We start from the raw sequence: 18,383 nt of genomic DNA, 5'->3' as shown, positions 1-18,383 counted from the left end.
CCTTTATGATTATTTCAATACTTTTAAGTAGATTTTCTGGGTTTCATTGTTCAGTTTCACATTCGGGAACTGCTTGTCATAATCAATGAAGATGTCTCCTTTTTCATCCGCTTTTCCGTTTCCATCCGAATCCCAGCTTATCGTTACATAGTATTTTGCAGGACCTGCGGGTTTTGGATTGATCTTGCTTTCAGCATCTTCAGGTATTGGTAGATTGATGGTGAAAGGTATTGATTTCTGTTCATATTCCTGTTCTGTAATTAAAGTAGCTGGAGCATCAGCCAGTTTTTCGTCCATTCCATATAAACTCACTTTCAGTCGGGCATTTTTAATGGTAAATGCGTCTGTTCCTGAAAATTCTAATTTAAGAGTTTCGGGAGATTTTTCAGAGGCTGATACAGCAGAAGTGCTTTTTTCGGTAGTGTTCTTATTTATCGGCTTGGTGCAGCCTGACAGCATCAATGTTCCGGCTGCTGCGAATAATAAAAGGTGATTTCTCATTTGTTATTTATTTTATTAACGTTAAATATGTTATTTCACCGGTAATAGATAACAAATTCCGTACCTCAAACTTATTTTATTTACTATAAAGAATTGACTTCATTCTGAGCTTTTTTTGTCAGAGATTTAAAAACCAGGTCATAGGATTGGTCAATAAGCTTAAAAATCAGATCTCTTTTCAGGCCATCTACTGCTACGGAATTCCAGTGGGTTTTGTTCATATGATAAGCGCCCGTGATCTGAGGATATTGCTCACGAAGTTCTGCACTCCATTCAGGATCGGTTTTTACATTAATTACTAATGGCTGTCTTTCAAGTCCCATCAGTAAAAACATTTTGGTATCTACTTTCAGTACAAGTGTTTCATTATCAAACGGAAAACTTTCCGTAACTCCTTTTTTGGCAAGGCAATAGTCTAAAATATCGTTGGCATCCATATTCAATATGAGTAATGAGTGATGAGTAATGGGGTAATGATTAAATTAATTCTTTAATCTTTGAATCAAATTTAGTAAATTTAAGAAAGAAATAATCTCACAAAATCGCAATTATTATGAAAGCTCTGGTAATAGGTGCTACAGGTGCCACAGGAAAAGATCTTGTCAATCAGTTATTGAATGACAAAGAGTTTGATGAAGTGGATATTTTTGTCAGAAAACCTGTCGATATTCAGAATAATAAGCTGAAAGTTCATGTGGTGAATTTTGAAAAACCGGAGGAATGGAAAGAGATGGTGAAAGGGGATGTTGCATTTTCGTGTCTGGGAACTACTTTAAAAGATGCCGGAAGCAAAGAAGCCCAAAAGAAAGTAGATTTTGATTATCAGTATGAATTTGCAAAAGCGGCGAAAGAGAATGAAGTGGAAGATTATATTCTGGTATCAGCTTACGGAGCCAATCCACAGTCTAAAATTTTCTATTCCAAAATGAAGGGCGAACTGGAAGAAGCTGTAAAACAACTGCATTTCAATAAGATCACTATTTTTAAACCGGGAATGCTTGAACGAAAAGATTCTGAAAGAACCGGAGAAGTATTGGGAAGCCGCATTATTAAATTTGCCAATAAACTTGGGCTGTTAGAAAGTCAAAAACCTCTGCCAACAGATATTTTAGCAAAGGCGATGATTAATTCTTCAAAAATAAAAAGTAATGGCTACTCTAGTATCAAACTGGGGAATATTTTCTGTTTTGCGGAGAAAAGCAATGGATAATGATTCAACTGATTTTCTGTTTTGTTGCATCAATAATTGGCTTGATCCATTTATAATCCGGTAGTTTTTTAAGTTTCAAAATTAATTCATGGGGAATATTTTCAGTTCCGATCAATGTTCCTGCAATTTGTCCGGCAATTGAAGCATTAGTATCTGTATCTCCTCCCGAACTGATAATTTGTTTCAACATTTCTTCCAGACCTAAATCAATAATTTTGGTTGAACAATAAATTGCGAAAGGAACTGAATTAACAACATAGCCATTATTACCCAATTTTGATATTTCTGAAATTGAAGAATTATTTTCTGTTGAATTAATTTCGATTAACCTGTCTCTTACATTGGTATCAGGAATTTCCGGAATGATAATATCAAAAAGATTATTTTTCCCATTCCAATCCGAATTGAGGATTGCTTTTATAGAAAGAAAAACAGCCAAAGCTCCAGAAAAGGCTTCATCATTTCTGTGTGTTACCTTACAAGCATCGTAAACATCTTGTCTTGTAATATCTGAGAAAAAAGCAAAAGGAGCAATTCTCATCGCTCCTCCGTTTCCTGCGGCAAACTCTCCAATTCTACCAGCCTGACTCCAATGAATACCAGCTTCTGTATCTAAAATTGCCTTAAGTGTAGAAGCTCCAATTCCTGTTAATTTATGGCTTCTGTAATATTTTAAAAATTTATTGATAAGATTTTCAGGAGTAAAGCTGCCTTCAGACAAAACTTCACAAGTTGCCAAAGTCATTTGTGTATCATCCGTAATACTCCAAACTCTTTGCTTTATATTCTTTTTTCCTAGATAATAAATCTGTGAATCATCGGTTTCAACTTCATTTTCATAGCTGCTTCCCCACGCATCTCCAATTGCTCCGCTAACAATGCAAGCTTCAAACCGATCCGGAAAATCCATATAATAATTTATTATTTCAGATACTTTGTGATCGCCTGATCAGTAGGCTTTGTAGTACTTACGAAAGAGTCGATCAGTTTTCCGTTTTCGTCTATCAGGAATTTGGTGAAGTTCCAAAGGATGCTTGTATTCTTTACTCCGTTCAATTCCTGTTCAGTTAGGTATTTAAAGATAGGAGCTGTATCATCACCTTTTACAGAAACTTTAGCTGCCATCGGGAATGTTACCCCATAATTTTTCTGGCAGAAAGCACCAATTTCAGTATTGGTTCCAGGTTCCTGTCCACCGAAGTTGTTTGCAGGGAAACCTACCACTACCAATTTATCTTTATATTGTTCGTATACCTTTTCGAGATCCGCGTATTGTGGGGTAAATCCACATTCTGAAGCGGTATTGACAATCAGAATTTTCTTTCCTTTAAAATCTGCAAAATTGATTTCTTTGCCATCAAGACTTTCTACTTTGAAGTCATATATTGTTTTTCCCATAAGTTCTGTGGTTTTAGCTTTAGAAATTTCACTTTTCTGGTTGGTGCAGCTTTGCAGAAATGCCATGAAAGAAAGCAGCAGTAAAAAAATCTTTTTCATTTCTTATAATTTTGTGCAGCGAACTGCCATTGAATTAAAATTTAAAAATATTGGCCGGGAAAACTTTATTGATGTCTACCTTGTTTAATAACATCACATAATCTCCGTCTTTTTTAGCACTTGAAGATTCAATTCTGAAAGGCATGATCAGGTTTCCAACTTTTTTAAAATCAGAATAGATCAGCGTTTCATCTTTTTTCACTTCTTTGATCAGCATATACGTTTTTGTATCAAAATAATACATATTCTTATTGACATTTTTGGTAAGCTCTACCTTATGACAGTAGATCTCTCCTACTTTTTCTTTTCCAAGATATTTGGCGTCAAATCCTTTGTTTTCCCAATCAATGAAGTCATTATCAAAACTTTCCGGCACATATTCAGGGTATTCCTGAAGCTTGTTGGCCGCATAATTCATTGCATACCCTTTGGAACCGTCAAAACCTTCAATAGCACTTTCTTTTCCTCCGGTCGTAATCAATGTTTTAGTAAGATTTGGACGCTGTTGAAAAATTCTTATCGGATATTCATCTTTAATTCCCAGAATTACTTTTCCCTGAAGCAATACTGAGTTTAATAATTTCCAATTGGTTAACCCTCCGGATAATTCAATGTTTTTGTCAATAATTTCCTTTGCGGTCTGTCCGAATATCACATGCGAAAATATCAGTCCAAATACTAATAATAACTTCTTCATTAATTTTATTTATAAATTCAAATATAGGGGGATTTATGTAAAATTGCAAAAACACGACAAATCTAAAAGGCCAATTTGTTTTGTTGGTTCTTCTGATTTTAAATTAACTTTCGTGCTTTTTCAAGATCTTCCGGAGTATCAATGCCTACTCCTACGAAATTGGTTTCTATCATTTTGATTTTCATTCCATATTCAAGATAGCGGATACATTCAATCTTTTCTGATATTTCCAATGGTTTCATAGCCAGCTTTGAAAACTGCAACAGCGCTTCTTTTCTGAAGGCATAAACACCGATATGTTTAAAATAACTTACATCATAAGAAACTTCTCTGTGAAAAGGAATTACAGAACGGCTGAAATACAAGGCAAAACCATTGTTATCAGTAATCACTTTTACGTTATTCGGATTTTCAATTTCTTCTTTTTCATGCAGTTGTATTTTCAAGGAAGCTAAAGATATTTCCTGCTGGTCGTCATGTTTAAAAACTTCAATCAGCTGACGTAAAGGTTCTAACTTAAGGAAAGGTTCATCTCCCTGAACATTAATGACGATATCACAGTCTATATTCTGTACTGCTTCAGCAATACGGTCGCTTCCGGTCTCGTGTTGTCCTGTCATTACGGCTTTTCCTCCGTTTTTTACGATTTCATCAAGAATAATTTCAGAGTCTGTGGCGACAAATACTTCATCAAACAGTCCGGTTTCCACTACATTCTGATAGGTTGTAGTAATCACGGTTTTTTCTCCTAAAATCTGCATTAGTTTCCCTGGAAAACGGCTTGCTTCATAACGGGCAGGGATGACAGCGATTATTTTCATTCAATACAATATTAAGTAATTCTTTTTAAATCAGGAGGTTTCATTCCGGCATTTATAAAAGTCCGGATACACCTTTTATCCTGAGATCAAATGTAGTGAAAAGTATTTTATTTCCTCTACAAAACAGAGATTTCGGAGTTTAAAAAGAGAGTTTTACGCCTACCATATTGTATTCCCATTGGCGGGATGCCGTGAAGTTGAGATTATATTTTGTCTTCCCTATAGTTCCTTCTGATGAAGTATATCTGCTTTTTGAGATGGTTTTTCCTATAAAATATCCCATTAATAGGGCTAGCGGATAGTCTGAAGCCCAGTGAACTTTACTCTGCATCATTTGAAAGCATAATGCTCCTGCCAGTGTATATCCTACAGGCTTGATCCATTTGGCATCCGGATAGTTATCTGCAATGACTGTGATTCCAGCCATGAAGGTGGTTAAATGCCCCGACGGCATGGCATCGTAATTCGAGGTGTTTTTACTGAATGCGGAGAAACTTGGAAACGGATTCCATGCGCCTCCTTTGTGTCCGTATTCTTCGGCAATAAACGGACTTTCTCTTCCGGTAATTCTTTTAAGGGTCTGGGTGAAAACTCCGGAAAGAATTAAACTTTCCATCAAACCGCTCGCTGTAGCCTGTGCTCTGTAATCATTTTTAATCAATCCATAGGTACCGAAACCAATTCCTAGCAATACTAATGTGGAACCATTTCCTATCAGGTACAGTGCAGATCCTACATCTTTAGGGATTTTAAAAACGCCTCCTACTTTGTGGTAGTTATTGTCCTTATCCATTCCCCATTTTTCTGCAAGCTCTCTTGAGTTGTCAATCAGTTTCTGATCAAATGGCAGAAGAATCAACGTAGCGGCAACAGCACCTCCCAGATAATAAGCATGATCTTTGGCTACGAAATCTTTATTGGTGTTGATAAAGTTTCGGGGTAATTTGGTTACAAAATCCAATAATTTAGGTTTGGGATAGGTGCGGACAGATCCGTCTTTTAAGGTGTAGGTTTGTACTTTTGGTAATTCAAGTTCCTTGGGAAGCTCTTTTACCTTCAAGGTATCAACCTCTTGTGAGCATACCAGTATTGAAACTGGTAAGAGTAGAAATCTCAGTTTTTTCATCGTGTAATTTTCGACTTTATTATATTCAGGTGTGTAAAAGTCTCAAAGATAATTCCTTGTTATGTGTCGTACAAAGAGATTATTTAACTTTTAATATTTATTTAATTTTTTGATTAATAAACGCAGCTTCAATGCAAATGTTTGATCAGAAAAATAATTCAATACATGCAGGAAATGTAAAGAAAAGAATAGAAAAGTCCGAACCCGAAACTTTTTAACATCATCCGTGTTGAAAAAACACGTATTTTGTTTCAAAAAAGGATTTCCAAGGAAGTTTCATGGTTTTATAGGGTGTGTAAAACGCTTCGACTCCGCTCAGCGTGACATTGCTAATACTAAAAGATATATTTTAACGATGCCATGCCGGACAGAGTCGAAGCATTTATATTTTATGTAAAGATTACTTTAATTTGTTCAAAGCACTTTCCAGTTTTGGAAGCATTACTTTGATCTCATCTACAGCCAATCCTCCTACAGAAGCACGGAACCAAGGTTCTGATTTTTCCTCTCCGAAAGCTGAGAATGGTACTAATGCCACTCCTGCTTCATTGATTAAGTAGAATACCAGGTCTGAAGAGTTTTCAAGTACAGCTCCGTCTGGTTTTGTTTTCCCGATATAATCTAATTTAATAGTAAGATAAAGAGCTCCCATTGGTTCAATACTGTCAACAGCAAGTCCTTTTCCTTTTAAATCCTGAACTCCGTTGTGAAGTACTTTTAAGCTGTTTTCAAGTTTAGCTTTAAAATCATTCACGAAAGTATCTACATTCTCTGAATTTTCATAGAATTTAGCCGTTGCTTCCTGCTCTGGTTTTGGTGCCCATGCTCCAACGTGAGTAAGAAGTGCCTTCATTTTATCCAGGATATGAGCTGGTCCGAATCCCCATCCAACACGTACTCCTGTTGCTGCAAGGCATTTTGAAATACCGTCGATATAGATGGTGTAGTCTTTCATTTCAGGGAAAAGAGAAACCGGATCTACGTGCTCAGCACCGAATGTAAGGCAAGAGTAGATCTGGTCATACATTAAGTATAACGGTTTTTCGTCTGCTCCTCTTTTTTTGTTTTCAGCAATGACCAGTTCACAGATTTCTGAAAGCTGTTCTTTTGTAAACATGGTTCCCGTAGGGTTCAATGGAGAACACAAAGCTAATAACACCGCTCCATCCAAATGAGGTCTTAAATCATCAGCAGTCGGAAGGAAATTGGTTTCAGGTTTTGTTTTCACTTCTACGGCGTTGGCTGAAGTAAGGTAAGCATAGTGATTGTTGTTCCATGATGGTGTAGGATATACTACTTTATCTCCTTCATCTACGATGGTTTTGTACACAGCATAGATCAAAGGTCTTGATCCTGCAGTAATCAGGATATCTTCGGGAGAATAGTCAAGATTCCATCTTTTTTTAAGGTCTTTGGAAACTTCTTTTCTTAAAGATAAAAGTCCGTTGGCAGGCGGATAGTTCGTCAGATTATTCTGATATGCTTTCTGAATCTCTTCCTTCAGCAATGCCGGAATAGGATAGATATTAGAATTCAGATCACCAATAGTAAGATTGGCAATTTCCGCTCCTTTTGCTTTTAAATCATTTACTTCGTTACCAATTTTTACAATTTCAGAACCGATCAGGTTCGCTGCTAATTTTGAAACTTTCACTTTTTCTTATTTTAAATTTATATTATCGTTCTCCATTGATTCTCTCATCTATTTGATCTACGGGTGTTTGTGCATCAAAAAGGATCATTACTTCTTTTGCTTTTTTTGCCGTATTGGAATTCGGATATTTTTTAATCATCCTGTTGAATTCCGCTCTGTTTTCATCGTTTAGTTTTCCGGTTCCTTTGTCCTGTTCTCTTTCATAGGTGGGTGTATTATCCATTCCTAAAAGATAATCGGACAAATAGTAGTTATAGTCTTGTTTTACAGTCTTTATCAGCTTGCTTTCAGGATATTTATTCATGAAATTCTCCCAGAAAATCAATCTGTTTCCTAATTGTTCCCAGCTGATTATCAATCCTGCATCTGCTGCATAATTGGTTTCACTCTCTTTATCCGTTTGTGAAATATAAGCTTCATAATCCGGAGTCACTTTATTTTTAAAAAGAGAGGAATAATATCCCGGAATGGTCCATATTTCAGTCATTCCTTCTCCCACTTCCCTGAATTCAAGACCAGCTTTTTTCAGTTCTGAGGCTATTTTTTTAACGTTATCCGGAAAATTGTACTGATCCTTCTCGTAATTATAATAATTTACATATTTATCCAAAACATCAGTATGAAGATTCATCAGACATCCGGTATACTTCCCTCTTATTTTTAAATAATCTTCGTATACTCTGTCATTCTGTTCCGGACTGTTAGCTGCCATCTCTTTTTCGATTTTCGTACGATACCATTGAAGAGACGTGATATAATCCTCCGTTTTGTTAGCGGATGAACAAGCGGTGTCTATGGGTTTGTACTGATCTTCTTCGGATTCAGTTTTGGTAATCGAATCGTTTACCGGTTTTACTTCTGAAACTGCAGTTTCCTTTTTACAGGAAACTACAGCTGCAGATAGTATGCATATTGCTATAATTCTTTTTATCATCTGCTGTATTTCAGCGCATTAATCCAGTTTCAAATCTGTTTTAACGGCTCCAATTTTAGCTTCCAATGATTTTAATTTGTCTCTGAAATCAGCTTCTGAAGTAATGGAATCCTTCACTGAAACATAGAACTTGATTTTAGGTTCTGTTCCTGAAGGTCTTACGCATACTTTTGTTCCATCCTGTGTGTAATAGATCAAAACGTTAGACTTCGGAATATCATTCATTACTTTTTTCTCGTTCGTAGAAATGGTAAGGCTTGTCTGTTCTTTAAAGTCTTTCACTTCTTCTACTAATGAACCTGCCAATTCTTTTGGAGGATTTTCACGGAAGTCTTTCATCATATTCTGAATTTCTTCAGCGCCTTCTTTTCCTTTTCTAACGATATTGATTAATCCTTCATAATACATTCCAAGATCTTCGTAGATTTCGATCATGTATTGGTACATAGTTTTTCCGTTGGCTTTGCACCATGCAGCAATTTCACAAGCTACAAGGATACTTCCGCAAGAGTCTTTATCACGTACAAAATCTCCGGTCATGAATCCGAAACTCTCCTCACCACCGCACACAAATTTCTGCGTTCCTTCTGCTTCACGGATCATTTTTCCGATCCATTTGAATCCGGTAAGACCTACTTTGCATTCTACCCCAAATTTCTGTGCAATATCAAAGAAGATATCTGAAGTTACGATGGTAGAACCTATGAACTCTTTTCCGGTAATTTTCCCTTGTTTTCTCCACTCATTCAGAATGTAATACGTAAGAATTGTATTGGTTTGGTTACCGTTCAATAATTGCATTTCACCATCAAGGTTTCTTACTGCAATTCCTAGTCTGTCTCCATCCGGATCTGTTCCGATCACGATGTCTGCATTGGTAATTCTTGCCAGATCCATTGCCATTTCCAAAGCTGCAGGTTCCTCCGGGTTTGGAGAATCTACGGTAGGGAAATTTCCGCTTGGGATCATCTGTTCTCTTACAAGATCTACTTTTTTGAATCCTGCTTTTTCTAAAGCTTTCGGGATTGTAGTATACGTTGTTCCGTGGATAGAGGTGAAAACAATATTTAAATTTTCTTTTCCAACATTCTGATACGTAGAGTTTTCAATACACGCATCGATATACACATCGTCCTGCTCCTCTCCGATCCATTCGATCAGATCATCATTTCCGTTGAATTTAATTTCTTCGAATTTTACAGAATATACTTCATTGATAATCGCTTCATCATTAGGTGGAACAATTTGTGCTCCATCATTCCAGTATACTTTATAACCGTTATATTCCGGCGGGTTGTGAGAAGCTGTTAAAACAATTCCTCCATTACATTTTTTATCACGTACCGTGAATGACAATTCCGGAGTCGGTCTGTGATCTTTGAAAAGTAAAACTTTAATTCCGTTAGCTGTCAAAACATCTGCTACCAGTTTCCCGAATTCTTTTGAGTTGTTACGAACATCATAAGCGATAGCCACTTTAATCTCTTCTCCTTTGAACTGCTGAAGCATATAATTGGCCAATCCCTGAGTAGCCTGCCCTAATGTATATTTATTCAAGCGGTTGGTTCCTACTCCCATTATCCCACGCATACCTCCTGTACCGAATTCCAGTTCTCTGTAGAAAGAATCTTCCAGATCAGGGGAATTGCTGTCAATCAGTAATTGTACAGCATCTCTCGTTTCCTTATCGAAGGTATCACTTAACCAAAGTTTCGCTTTTTCTAGTGTATTCATATTTATAAGTTGTTCTTTTATAGTTTGTAAAGTTCCTAGTTTCTAGTTTAAATAATGCTGTTTTTTAATCCAGCTTTTTGTTTTCGACTTTCGTCGTTTTATCAATTTTGAACGCTCTGATCGGATCGTTGTAATAAATAAATTTTGCAGTGTTCTGAATATGCCCTTTTAAAGAATCTTTTACATTTACTTCTGCGTAATTTCCGTTTTTAGAATCAATATTCAAATTGGTAATTTTCCAGTAAGGAGCAATTAAACTTGCTGTATCTGAAATCTTTATAAGAGCATCTTTAGACAATCCCAGAAAGTTGGCGCGGCTTCTGTTGTGCATTTCCACTTCTGCTCTTCTGGTATTCACAGATCCCATGAAGCTTGCATTATTTTTCATAGTAAGCCTGAAATTGTCTGTTTTGATTTCACTTGAGATATTCACTTCCACAGAATCAGAAACAGCAACTTTTTCCAGATTATATTTGGAATAAATCGTTACATTGTAAAAATCTACCCCTTTTGTCCCTCTTTTTTCTTTAATAAAAAGGGTTTTATCTTTTACATCCACATCCAGATTGCTCGCTACATTCGGATAGGTTTCTATTTCTACAAAATTTTTCGGACCTCTGGCATAAAATACACGGAATTTACCTTCCAGATCAAGGTTAACGAATTCCGAAACATCCACATCTTTCTTTTCAATATTCCCTTTTGGAGAAACTTTTCCACAGGAAACGACTGCCACCAGCATCAATGTGTATACAACTTTTTTCATATTTAATTTTAAATATTCTATATTATAATCGTGACGATCTTTACTGAAAATCTCTGAAAGCTTTTTTCAGGTCTCTCACAGGACTTTCAATATTATTTTGAACAAAAATAGGATTAAAATTTCTAAAAATCTTTGTCTTTTGACAATAAAATACCTGATAATTTTCAATTTTTTACTTTTCAGGAGAGGCTATTTCTTATTATCAATTCCTTTTACTTTTTTATAAAACCATGTTTTAGGACTTCCCGCCATTGAAAATAAAAGAAGATAATTTTTACTTACATTGGAAATTTTCATCGGGGTTATATTTTCATCGTCATTATACTTCATTTTCAACAGTTTATTTTCTATCTGGTAAGTTCCATTGTTCCCCATTGAAGTGAAAGTTTTATCCTGATAAAAGGTCAGAATTCCTGTTCCGTATCTGGAATTATTTGTTTTGCTTTTCAGTGTATCTGTCTGGTGAATTTCTCCATCATAAATATTGATAAACTCCCACGAACCAGAGAGTTTGTTGGATGAACAGGAAATTATCAGGAATAAAAGAAGATAAAAAAGGATTGATTTGAGTTGAAACATTGAGATTAAAAGTTTTTATAAAATTACAAAAAAGCACCCTGTTGACAGAGTGCTTTTATTTATTAAGATGAAGTTATTATTAATTGTGGTTATTAAAAACCACTAATTACACAAATTTTATACACTAATATCCACTAATTTTATTCACCAATATCACAAACACCTATAGTGTCATTTGTGAAGCATTCGTGCCATTAGTGTTTAAAGATTATATCACTTCATCAATATTATAATTCTTATGCTCACGGTTGGTTCTTATGATCATTTCTCCCAAGAATCCTGCGATAAAGAGAAGGGTTCCCATAATCATCATGGTTAATGCAATAAAGAACCAAGGGTTATTGGTAATCAAATGTCCGTAAATTCCTCTTGCCACATCAATCAGTTTAGAAATTCCCAGCCAAAGTGCGGAAAGAAAACCAACAATAAACATTAAAGTTCCCACAGCTCCGAAGAAATGCATTGGTCTTCCTCCAAAACGGCTTACAAACCAAAGCGTTATCAAATCCAGAAAACCTCTTACAAATCTTTCGGTCCCGAATTTTGAAGTTCCGTAAGGTCTTGCCTGGTGCTGTACTTCTTTTTCCGTGATTCTTCTGAAACCAGCGTTGGCCGCCAATACCGGAATATAACGGTGCATATCCCCGTAAACATCCACAGATTTTACCACCTGTTTTTTGTAGGCTTTCAAACCACAGTTAAAATCGTGAAGATAAACTCCGGAAACTTTTCTTGCTGCCGCATTGAATAGTTTTGACGGAATGTTTTTCGTCATCACATTATCAAAACGCTTCTTTTTCCAACCGGAAACGATATCATAATTATCATGAATCACCATATTATACAATTCCGGAATTTCTTCCGGGAAATCCTGTAAATCGGCATCCATTGTGATGACGACATCTCCGTTTGTTCTTTCAAAAGCGGCATGAAGCGCCTGTGATTTTCCATAATTTCTGGAAAATTTAATAGCGTGGATCTGAGGATACTGAACTTTCATATTCTCAATAATACTCCACGACAAATCCGTACTTCCATCGTCTACGAACCAGATTTCATAAGATAAATTGCTGGTTGTGCATACTTTATCAATTCTTGAAAAAAGCTCTTCCAGAGAATCTTCTTCGTTCAGTAACGGAATAACTATAGATAAATTCATTTAATTTTAATAAAAATTAGGCTTGATTGGTTTCTTCGGGCTGATGTATCGTTCTTGTTCTGAAAAACGCTCCGAAAAACACCGACAAAACTACGTAAAATATAAGAATTGCTGCAAAATATCCTGAAAAATGACTTGCGGTAAGCATATCTTTTCCTTTAACCGCCTCTGGCGTGAAGCTTTGCAGTCTTTCTTTGTATTTCTGATCCAGCTCATCAATATCCTTCTGATGCTTGAGAATTTTTCTTGCAGAAGTGTATTCTGTATCCAGTTCTGATTTTTGTCTCTGAACATATTGATAGTTCAAAAGGCTTTTTGCGGCAGGATCAACGAAGGTTAAAAATGCATAAATACTGAAGATGGAAAGAATCCCTCCGATGAACATCGGAACGAACGCTCTCTTAAAAGCTTCTTTGAATTTTACGACTCTATGGTTGTTCCAAAACGATTTTACAGACCAGAATGCAGCTCCGGCATATAAAAGAGGCAAAACAAAAGCATTGGCTTTCAAAGAGATATCAAAATAATTGATTCCTGAGAAAAAAGTATATACTACAAAGAAAACGATCATTGTAGCGATAAAAAGTATAATTCCTAGTGTTGATGGACTTTTCGTCATATTTAAATTTTTAAAAAAAAGTTGAAAATTTTTCCCTCTAAATGTCAGGCGTTTAGCTTTACCACTGCATTTTTTCAACTAATTTTCTTTGATAAAGTTTTGAAGTTTATAAAATATTCCTACCTTTGCAACGGCAAGTCCTAAACAACCAGCTCCTGAGAATCCTCCAGGGTGGGAACGCAGCAAAGGTAATCGGTCGTAGCGGTGTGATTTAGGTAGCTTGCCATTTTTTTTTGTTTTAAAGTAAGAAGAGAGGTAATTTGATAATTATCTTTTTTTGTTTTTAATACCTTACGCATCATTTTCATTTTTCTAATTTTCAGATTACCTCCGGTTCAGTTATTGATTAAAATTCGAACGTCTCTCCTAATTTTGGTAAAATAAGTTCTACATTTTTATCAGCAAAATGTTGTAGTGCACTTTCATGATTGATTTCGATTGCAGGGAAAGTATCAAAGTGGCATCCGATTACTTTCGGTGTTTTTAATAGCTCTGCTGCTGCAAAAGAAGCTTTTCTAGGACACATAGTGTAGTGGCTTCCGATGGGAAGAATAGAAAGATCGATGTTTCCGTATAGTCTCGGGAACAGCTCCATATCAGCCATTACTCCTGTATCACCTGCCAAATAGATGTTCTTACCTTCAGGAAGTCTGAAAATATATCCTACAGGAACGCCTCCATAGCTTCCATCCGGGAAAGAACTTGTGTGGTGAGCCGGAACCATGGAAATTTTAAGATCGTCGATTTTTGCCGATCCTCCTAAGTTCACATCGTCTTTATTTTTAGCCTGCTGGAAATAACCGCATACTTCAGGAACTCCAATGATGGTAGCATCCGGATGATGCTGTAATACTTCTGCTACATCGGCGATATGATCACCATGTGCATGAGTCAACAGAATGTAGTCGATTTTTTGAGCAGCGATATCAAAACCTGATTCTGCTTTTTTGTAGTTGTAAAAAGGGTCGCTCAGAATTGTTTTGTCCTTGTACGTGAACAGGAAACAATTTTGCCCTAGGAATTGTATTTTCATTTTAAATTTAATTTCAATTATTATTAAACACAAATGACTCAAATAATTTCACAAAGAGCACATGAGATTAGTGATATTCGTGAAAGCATTCGTGCCATCTGTGTTTTCTTTAATTTATTTTTTCGCCGGGAATTTATCTTCAATCAATCTTAAATTAATCCCATGTTCCAGATATGCTTTACAACCGTCTAAAACTGTGGTAAAACCTCCTGTATTGTCATTAATTACTTTAAGCAGATCTTCACCCGTTTGGCTGAATCCATAGCTTTTAATGATAACAAGAGTTCCTTTTTCCATGGTTTTGAATTCATAGTCTACGTTGGTTGAATGCTCTCCCCACTCTGTTCTGATCAGCTGATTGGGAATGATCTCGTGAACTTTCACTACGTTTTTTACTCCGTACATTTCCCATTCCCAGGTAACGGTCTTGCCTTCTTCCAATTTTCCGGTGGATTTGGTAAACCAGAAATTCGTAGTTTTTTCAGGATTGATGAATGCTTCAAAAACATCTTCAACCGGTTTTCTGATAAGCATTTGAGCTTCAACATAGACATTAGAACTCATGATATACTATTTTGGATTAGTTAAATAAATTAAGTCCGGCAGCTGTAAGAATCGCCATTACAAAAGTCATGATCCCTACCTGCTTCAAATATTGATCTAATTCTTTCGGTTCTTTTACAGATAATATCTTTCTTCTTAGTTTTGATAGTGGAAACAACAGAATCATTACGATGAAGACATAATAGTTTTGCTGTTGCATAAATCCATTCATTCCTAAAAATACAAGAATAAGCAATAATGGCAGCTGCAACAGAACCATTTCATAGATCATCGCATTTTTGAATCCGATTCTCAATGCAAAGCTGTTTTTCCCAGATAGTCTATCACTTTCGATATCTCTCATATTGTTCAGGTTAAGAACAGCCATACTCATCATTCCAACTGCTGTTCCGGGTAATAATATATCCCAGCTGAAAGTTTTTGTGAATAAAAAATAGCTTCCACATACAGAAACCAGTCCAAAAAAGATAAACACGAAGATGTCTCCCAATCCCATGTATCCGTAAGGTTTTTTACCTACCGTATATCCAATTGCAGCAAGAATGCATGCTACTCCCAATCCTATGAAGATATAGAATTCATTCATATAATTTGGAATGAAGGCTACATATAGCAAAGCAATGGTAGCAATGAAAGATAATGCTGCGAAAAGGATTACTGCATTCTTCATTTGTTTTGCAGTAATTTTGCCTGATGCTACAGCTCTTGCTTCTGCTTCATTGATTCTTTTGGCATCGGTTCCTTTTACTCCATCCCCATAATCATTCGCATAATTTGATAAAATCTGGTATAAAAGCGTAACCAAAAGAGCGAGCGCAAGGATTTTCCAGTCCCAGACTCCTCCCTCTCCATAAAGTCTCCATTTTGCAATGAAAGCCCCCATAATTATTCCGCTTAGGGAAAGCGGTAAAGTTCTTAGCCTTGCGGCTTTTATCCAATGTGTCATAAATTTATAAGTAATAGGTAATGGGTAATGGGTAATAAGTAATGAAAAATATTGCTCATTACTTATTACTCATCACTCATGTTATGATATCCATTGATCTTCTCCGAAGTTGGGCTTTCTTTTTTCAAGGAAAGCATTTCTTCCTTCCTGAGCCTCTTCTGTCATATAAGCAAGACGGGTAGCTTCTCCCGCAAAAACCTGCTGTCCTACCATACCGTCGTCTGTAAGGTTCATGGCAAATTTCAGCATTCTGATAGAAGTTGGAGATTTGGCTAATATTTCCTGTGCCCATTCGTAAGCAGTGTCTTCTAATTCTGCATGAGGAACTACTTTATTGACCATTCCCATTTCGAAAGCTTCCTGAGCAGAATAATTTCTTCCTAAAAAGAAAATTTCACGGGCTTTTTTCTGTCCTACCATTTTAGCAAGGTAAGCCGAACCATAACCACCATCAAAACTGGTAACATCAGCATCTGTCTGCTTGAAAATAGCATGTTCTTCACTTGCCAAAGTAAGGTCACATACTACGTGAAGTGAGTGTCCTCCACCAACTGCCCATCCCGGAACCACGGCGATTACTACTTTCGGCATGAAACGGATCAGACGCTGAACTTCAAGGATGTTCAAACGGTGTCTTCCATCTTCTCCTACATACCCCTGGTGTCCTCTGGCTTTTTGATCCCCTCCGCTGCAGAATGCCCAGCCACCGTCTTTAGGACTTGGCCCTTCTCCTGAAAGTAATACAACCCCTATTGAAGGATCTTCATAGGCATCATAAAAAGCATCGTATAATTCTGAAGTTGTTTTAGGTCTGAAAGCATTACGCACCTCAGGTCTGTTGAAAGCAATTCTTGCTACTCCGTTAGATTTTTTATAGGTAATATCTTCGTATTCCTTGGCGGTTTTCCACTCGATCATCTTAGAAAAATTTTTCTCAAAGATACGGAATTACAGAGAAATTCTCAGGTTGAAATTTAAGGTTCATCTCTATAAAAAACAGAAATTCTGAATGCATGAATCCGGTATGAAGAATTTTCGACAGAAACTGCATAGGAGGACCGGTAACAAATTAAACCTAACAGGTTTTAAAAACCTGTTAGGTTTATAGAATTTCACTCAAAATCCCCCCCAAAAAAAACTCTTACATAAAAGATAAAATCCGGATAAGAGGCTCGTCAGCACTTTTTGTTTACTGACTAGTCCTGAAAAAGGTTGACTAGTTTAATATTTCAAATATACTTAAATCAGAGTAGGAATTTTCCTATTCTGATTTTGTTTTTTGTATGTTTTTAATTTCACGTTATTTTTCATATGCACTTGGCTAGGGATGTTATAATTTAGGGAAAAATGAGGTCTTAAATTATTATAATAATAAATTGATTGATCAAGCTGCTGTGAGAGATTCTTAAAGTTTTCAAAAGTATCAATCAATCCAAACTCATATTTCAGAATGCCGTTTACCCTCTCTGCTACAGCATTCTCATAAGGATCCGAGTTCTCGGTCATACTGATAAGAATATCACTTTTCCTTAACGTTTCAGTATATTCTTTACTACAATACTGCAATCCTCTGTCTGAATGATGAATTAAAGAATGTTTATACACCCTGTTCTTTATGGCTTGTTTTAATGCTTTCAATGTGGAGGCAGTCTGTAAATTATCACTTAGTTCATATCCTACAATTTTCTTTGAATAGGCATCGGTAATCAAATGAAGATAATAATTTTTCTCTTTAGTCTTCAGATAGGTAATATCTGCAACCCAAACTTTTTCTGAACATTTCAACTCCTTTTCTTTAATAATATTCGGGTATTTCTTCATCCAATGTCTGGAATTGGTTGTTTTAAAATAACTGTGTCTTCTGGGAATTAAAAGATAATTCGATCTTAAAAGTTGAAATAGCCGATCTCTTCCTATACGAAGATCCTCTTTTGAAAAATCATTTTTAAGTAATACATAAAGTTTTCGAGTCCCTATTTTAGGCATCTTCTTACGAATTGATAATACCAGTTCTATAATCCTTTTTTGATTATTGATAGAATCAGGCTGTTTCTTCCTTTTATAATAAGCTTGTTTACTGTATCCAAACAATCGGCAGATATCTTCCAGTGAAAGATTTGTATACGGCCTTATTTCCTGGATTGATTGGAACCAGACTTTTTTACAATTTCAATCTTCAACTCACGCTCTGCGATTTCTATAAATCTCTTAAACACTTTGAGCTCTTCTTCCTTTTTGGATAAAGCAGCTTCAAGCTCTTTAATCTTTTGTTTCTGTGGATCTTTCATAGGTCTGCCTTTACTTAATTGTTTTTCATAAGTAAAGTTACCATATTTTATTAACCAACTTGAAATGCATGAATTACCCCGAATATTGTATCGAGTTTGCAATTGGGATTTTGTATATAATCCCCGTTCATATTCAGAGACAACTTGTCGTTTGAATGCCTCACTGTATTCTTGGACAGGGGACGATGTTTTTTTTAGATTCATAAGGGTGACTAATTTTATGGTTTTTTAGTCAACCTTTTTCAGGACGAGACA

At 36.0% G+C, this 18,383-nt stretch carries 20 protein-coding genes and 1 other RNA gene; 2 read left to right on the top strand and 19 right to left on the bottom strand.

Going from position 1 to position 18,383, the window contains the following annotated elements; all coding sequences use genetic code 11:
* Positions 1-9: 9 nt before the first annotated feature.
* Both DDF69_RS20055 and DDF69_RS20050 read right to left on the bottom strand, forming a co-directional pair.
* Positions 10-501 carry a hypothetical protein gene (locus tag DDF69_RS20055; protein ID WP_228412057.1) on the bottom strand — a complete coding sequence of 164 codons (492 nt, stop codon included), beginning with the start codon at positions 499-501 and terminating at the stop codon, positions 10-12.
* 83 nt (positions 502-584) lie between these two features.
* Entirely contained in the window at positions 585-938 is a 354-nt protein-coding gene (locus DDF69_RS20050) for an MmcQ/YjbR family DNA-binding protein (protein WP_114822337.1), read from the bottom strand.
* 116 nt (positions 939-1,054) lie between these two features.
* Between DDF69_RS20050 and DDF69_RS20045 the strand changes: the two genes are divergently transcribed.
* A complete protein-coding gene (locus tag DDF69_RS20045) occupies positions 1,055-1,711 on the top strand; it encodes an NAD(P)H-binding protein (protein WP_114822336.1) in 657 nt (218 codons plus the stop codon).
* A gap of 4 nt (positions 1,712-1,715) precedes the next feature.
* Here DDF69_RS20045 and DDF69_RS20040 read toward each other — a convergent pair whose 3' ends face one another.
* From DDF69_RS20040 to DDF69_RS19985, 12 genes are all read right to left on the bottom strand, one after another.
* Positions 1,716-2,621 carry an ADP-ribosylglycohydrolase family protein gene (locus DDF69_RS20040; protein WP_114822335.1) on the bottom strand — a complete coding sequence of 302 codons (906 nt, stop codon included), beginning with the start codon at positions 2,619-2,621 and terminating at the stop codon, positions 1,716-1,718.
* An 11-nt stretch (positions 2,622-2,632) separates the two neighbouring features.
* Positions 2,633-3,208, bottom strand: coding sequence for a glutathione peroxidase (locus tag DDF69_RS20035; protein WP_114822334.1), 576 nt, complete (start codon positions 3,206-3,208; stop codon positions 2,633-2,635).
* A gap of 34 nt (positions 3,209-3,242) precedes the next feature.
* On the bottom strand, positions 3,243-3,905 hold the full coding sequence (locus DDF69_RS20030; RefSeq protein WP_114822333.1) for a histidine kinase: 663 nt from the start codon (positions 3,903-3,905) through the stop codon (positions 3,243-3,245).
* Positions 3,906-4,003: 98 nt separating this feature from the next.
* Positions 4,004-4,726 (bottom strand): 3-deoxy-manno-octulosonate cytidylyltransferase, encoded by a 723-nt coding sequence (kdsB, locus tag DDF69_RS20025; protein WP_114822332.1) that lies wholly within the window; start codon positions 4,724-4,726, stop codon positions 4,004-4,006.
* A 139-nt stretch (positions 4,727-4,865) separates the two neighbouring features.
* On the bottom strand, positions 4,866-5,852 hold the full coding sequence (locus DDF69_RS20020) for a phosphatase PAP2 family protein (protein ID WP_114822331.1): 987 nt from the start codon (positions 5,850-5,852) through the stop codon (positions 4,866-4,868).
* A gap of 400 nt (positions 5,853-6,252) precedes the next feature.
* On the bottom strand, positions 6,253-7,506 hold the full coding sequence (locus DDF69_RS20015) for a pyridoxal phosphate-dependent aminotransferase (protein WP_114822330.1): 1,254 nt from the start codon (positions 7,504-7,506) through the stop codon (positions 6,253-6,255).
* Positions 7,507-7,528: 22 nt separating this feature from the next.
* Positions 7,529-8,440, bottom strand: coding sequence for a hypothetical protein (locus tag DDF69_RS20010; protein ID WP_114822329.1), 912 nt, complete (start codon positions 8,438-8,440; stop codon positions 7,529-7,531).
* An 18-nt stretch (positions 8,441-8,458) separates the two neighbouring features.
* Positions 8,459-10,174, bottom strand: coding sequence for a phospho-sugar mutase (locus DDF69_RS20005; protein WP_114822328.1), 1,716 nt, complete (start codon positions 10,172-10,174; stop codon positions 8,459-8,461).
* Between the two features lie 64 nt (positions 10,175-10,238).
* The gene (locus tag DDF69_RS20000; RefSeq protein ID WP_114822327.1) at positions 10,239-10,940 is read right to left on the bottom strand and encodes a GIN domain-containing protein; all 702 of its coding nucleotides are present in this window, start codon (positions 10,938-10,940) and stop codon (positions 10,239-10,241) included.
* Between the two features lie 189 nt (positions 10,941-11,129).
* Positions 11,130-11,519 carry a hypothetical protein gene (locus tag DDF69_RS19995; protein WP_114822326.1) on the bottom strand — a complete coding sequence of 130 codons (390 nt, stop codon included), beginning with the start codon at positions 11,517-11,519 and terminating at the stop codon, positions 11,130-11,132.
* A 208-nt stretch (positions 11,520-11,727) separates the two neighbouring features.
* Positions 11,728-12,678 (bottom strand): glycosyltransferase family 2 protein, encoded by a 951-nt coding sequence (locus DDF69_RS19990; RefSeq protein WP_047429937.1) that lies wholly within the window; start codon positions 12,676-12,678, stop codon positions 11,728-11,730.
* 16 nt (positions 12,679-12,694) lie between these two features.
* Positions 12,695-13,297, bottom strand: coding sequence for a DUF4199 domain-containing protein (locus DDF69_RS19985; RefSeq protein WP_114822325.1), 603 nt, complete (start codon positions 13,295-13,297; stop codon positions 12,695-12,697).
* A 131-nt stretch (positions 13,298-13,428) separates the two neighbouring features.
* Between DDF69_RS19985 and ffs the strand changes: the two genes are divergently transcribed.
* Positions 13,429-13,526: signal recognition particle sRNA small type (gene ffs / locus DDF69_RS19980), an RNA gene on the top strand.
* A 117-nt stretch (positions 13,527-13,643) separates the two neighbouring features.
* On the opposite strand, the gene DDF69_RS19975 is transcribed toward ffs, so the two are convergent.
* The 5 genes from DDF69_RS19975 to DDF69_RS19955 all read right to left on the bottom strand — a co-directional run bounded on the left by DDF69_RS19975 (position 13,644) and on the right by DDF69_RS19955 (position 18,332).
* Positions 13,644-14,330: a metal-dependent hydrolase gene (locus DDF69_RS19975; RefSeq protein WP_114822324.1), complete on the bottom strand. Its 687-nt coding sequence runs from the start codon at positions 14,328-14,330 to the stop codon at positions 13,644-13,646.
* Between the two features lie 114 nt (positions 14,331-14,444).
* Positions 14,445-14,894, bottom strand: a complete 450-nt coding sequence (locus tag DDF69_RS19970; RefSeq protein ID WP_114822323.1) for an SRPBCC family protein — start codon at positions 14,892-14,894, stop codon at positions 14,445-14,447.
* 16 nt (positions 14,895-14,910) lie between these two features.
* Entirely contained in the window at positions 14,911-15,840 is a 930-nt protein-coding gene (gene menA / locus DDF69_RS19965; RefSeq protein WP_114822322.1) for a 1,4-dihydroxy-2-naphthoate octaprenyltransferase, read from the bottom strand.
* Between the two features lie 81 nt (positions 15,841-15,921).
* A complete protein-coding gene (locus DDF69_RS19960; protein ID WP_034697698.1) occupies positions 15,922-16,758 on the bottom strand; it encodes a 1,4-dihydroxy-2-naphthoyl-CoA synthase in 837 nt (278 codons plus the stop codon).
* A 321-nt stretch (positions 16,759-17,079) separates the two neighbouring features.
* A protein-coding gene (locus tag DDF69_RS19955; protein ID WP_114822321.1) for an IS3 family transposase occupies positions 17,080-18,332 on the bottom strand; the annotation gives its coding sequence in 2 pieces (ribosomal slippage) (positions 17,080-18,005 and positions 18,005-18,332; 1,254 coding nt in all).
* Positions 18,333-18,383: the final 51 nt, after the last annotated feature.

It is taken from the genome of Chryseobacterium sp. KLBC 52 (genome assembly GCF_003347605.1).
Classification (GTDB): Bacteria; Bacteroidota; Bacteroidia; order Flavobacteriales; family Weeksellaceae; genus Chryseobacterium.
Note: the sequence above shows the minus strand (reverse complement) of the source record. Positions and strands in the feature narration are given on the sequence as shown.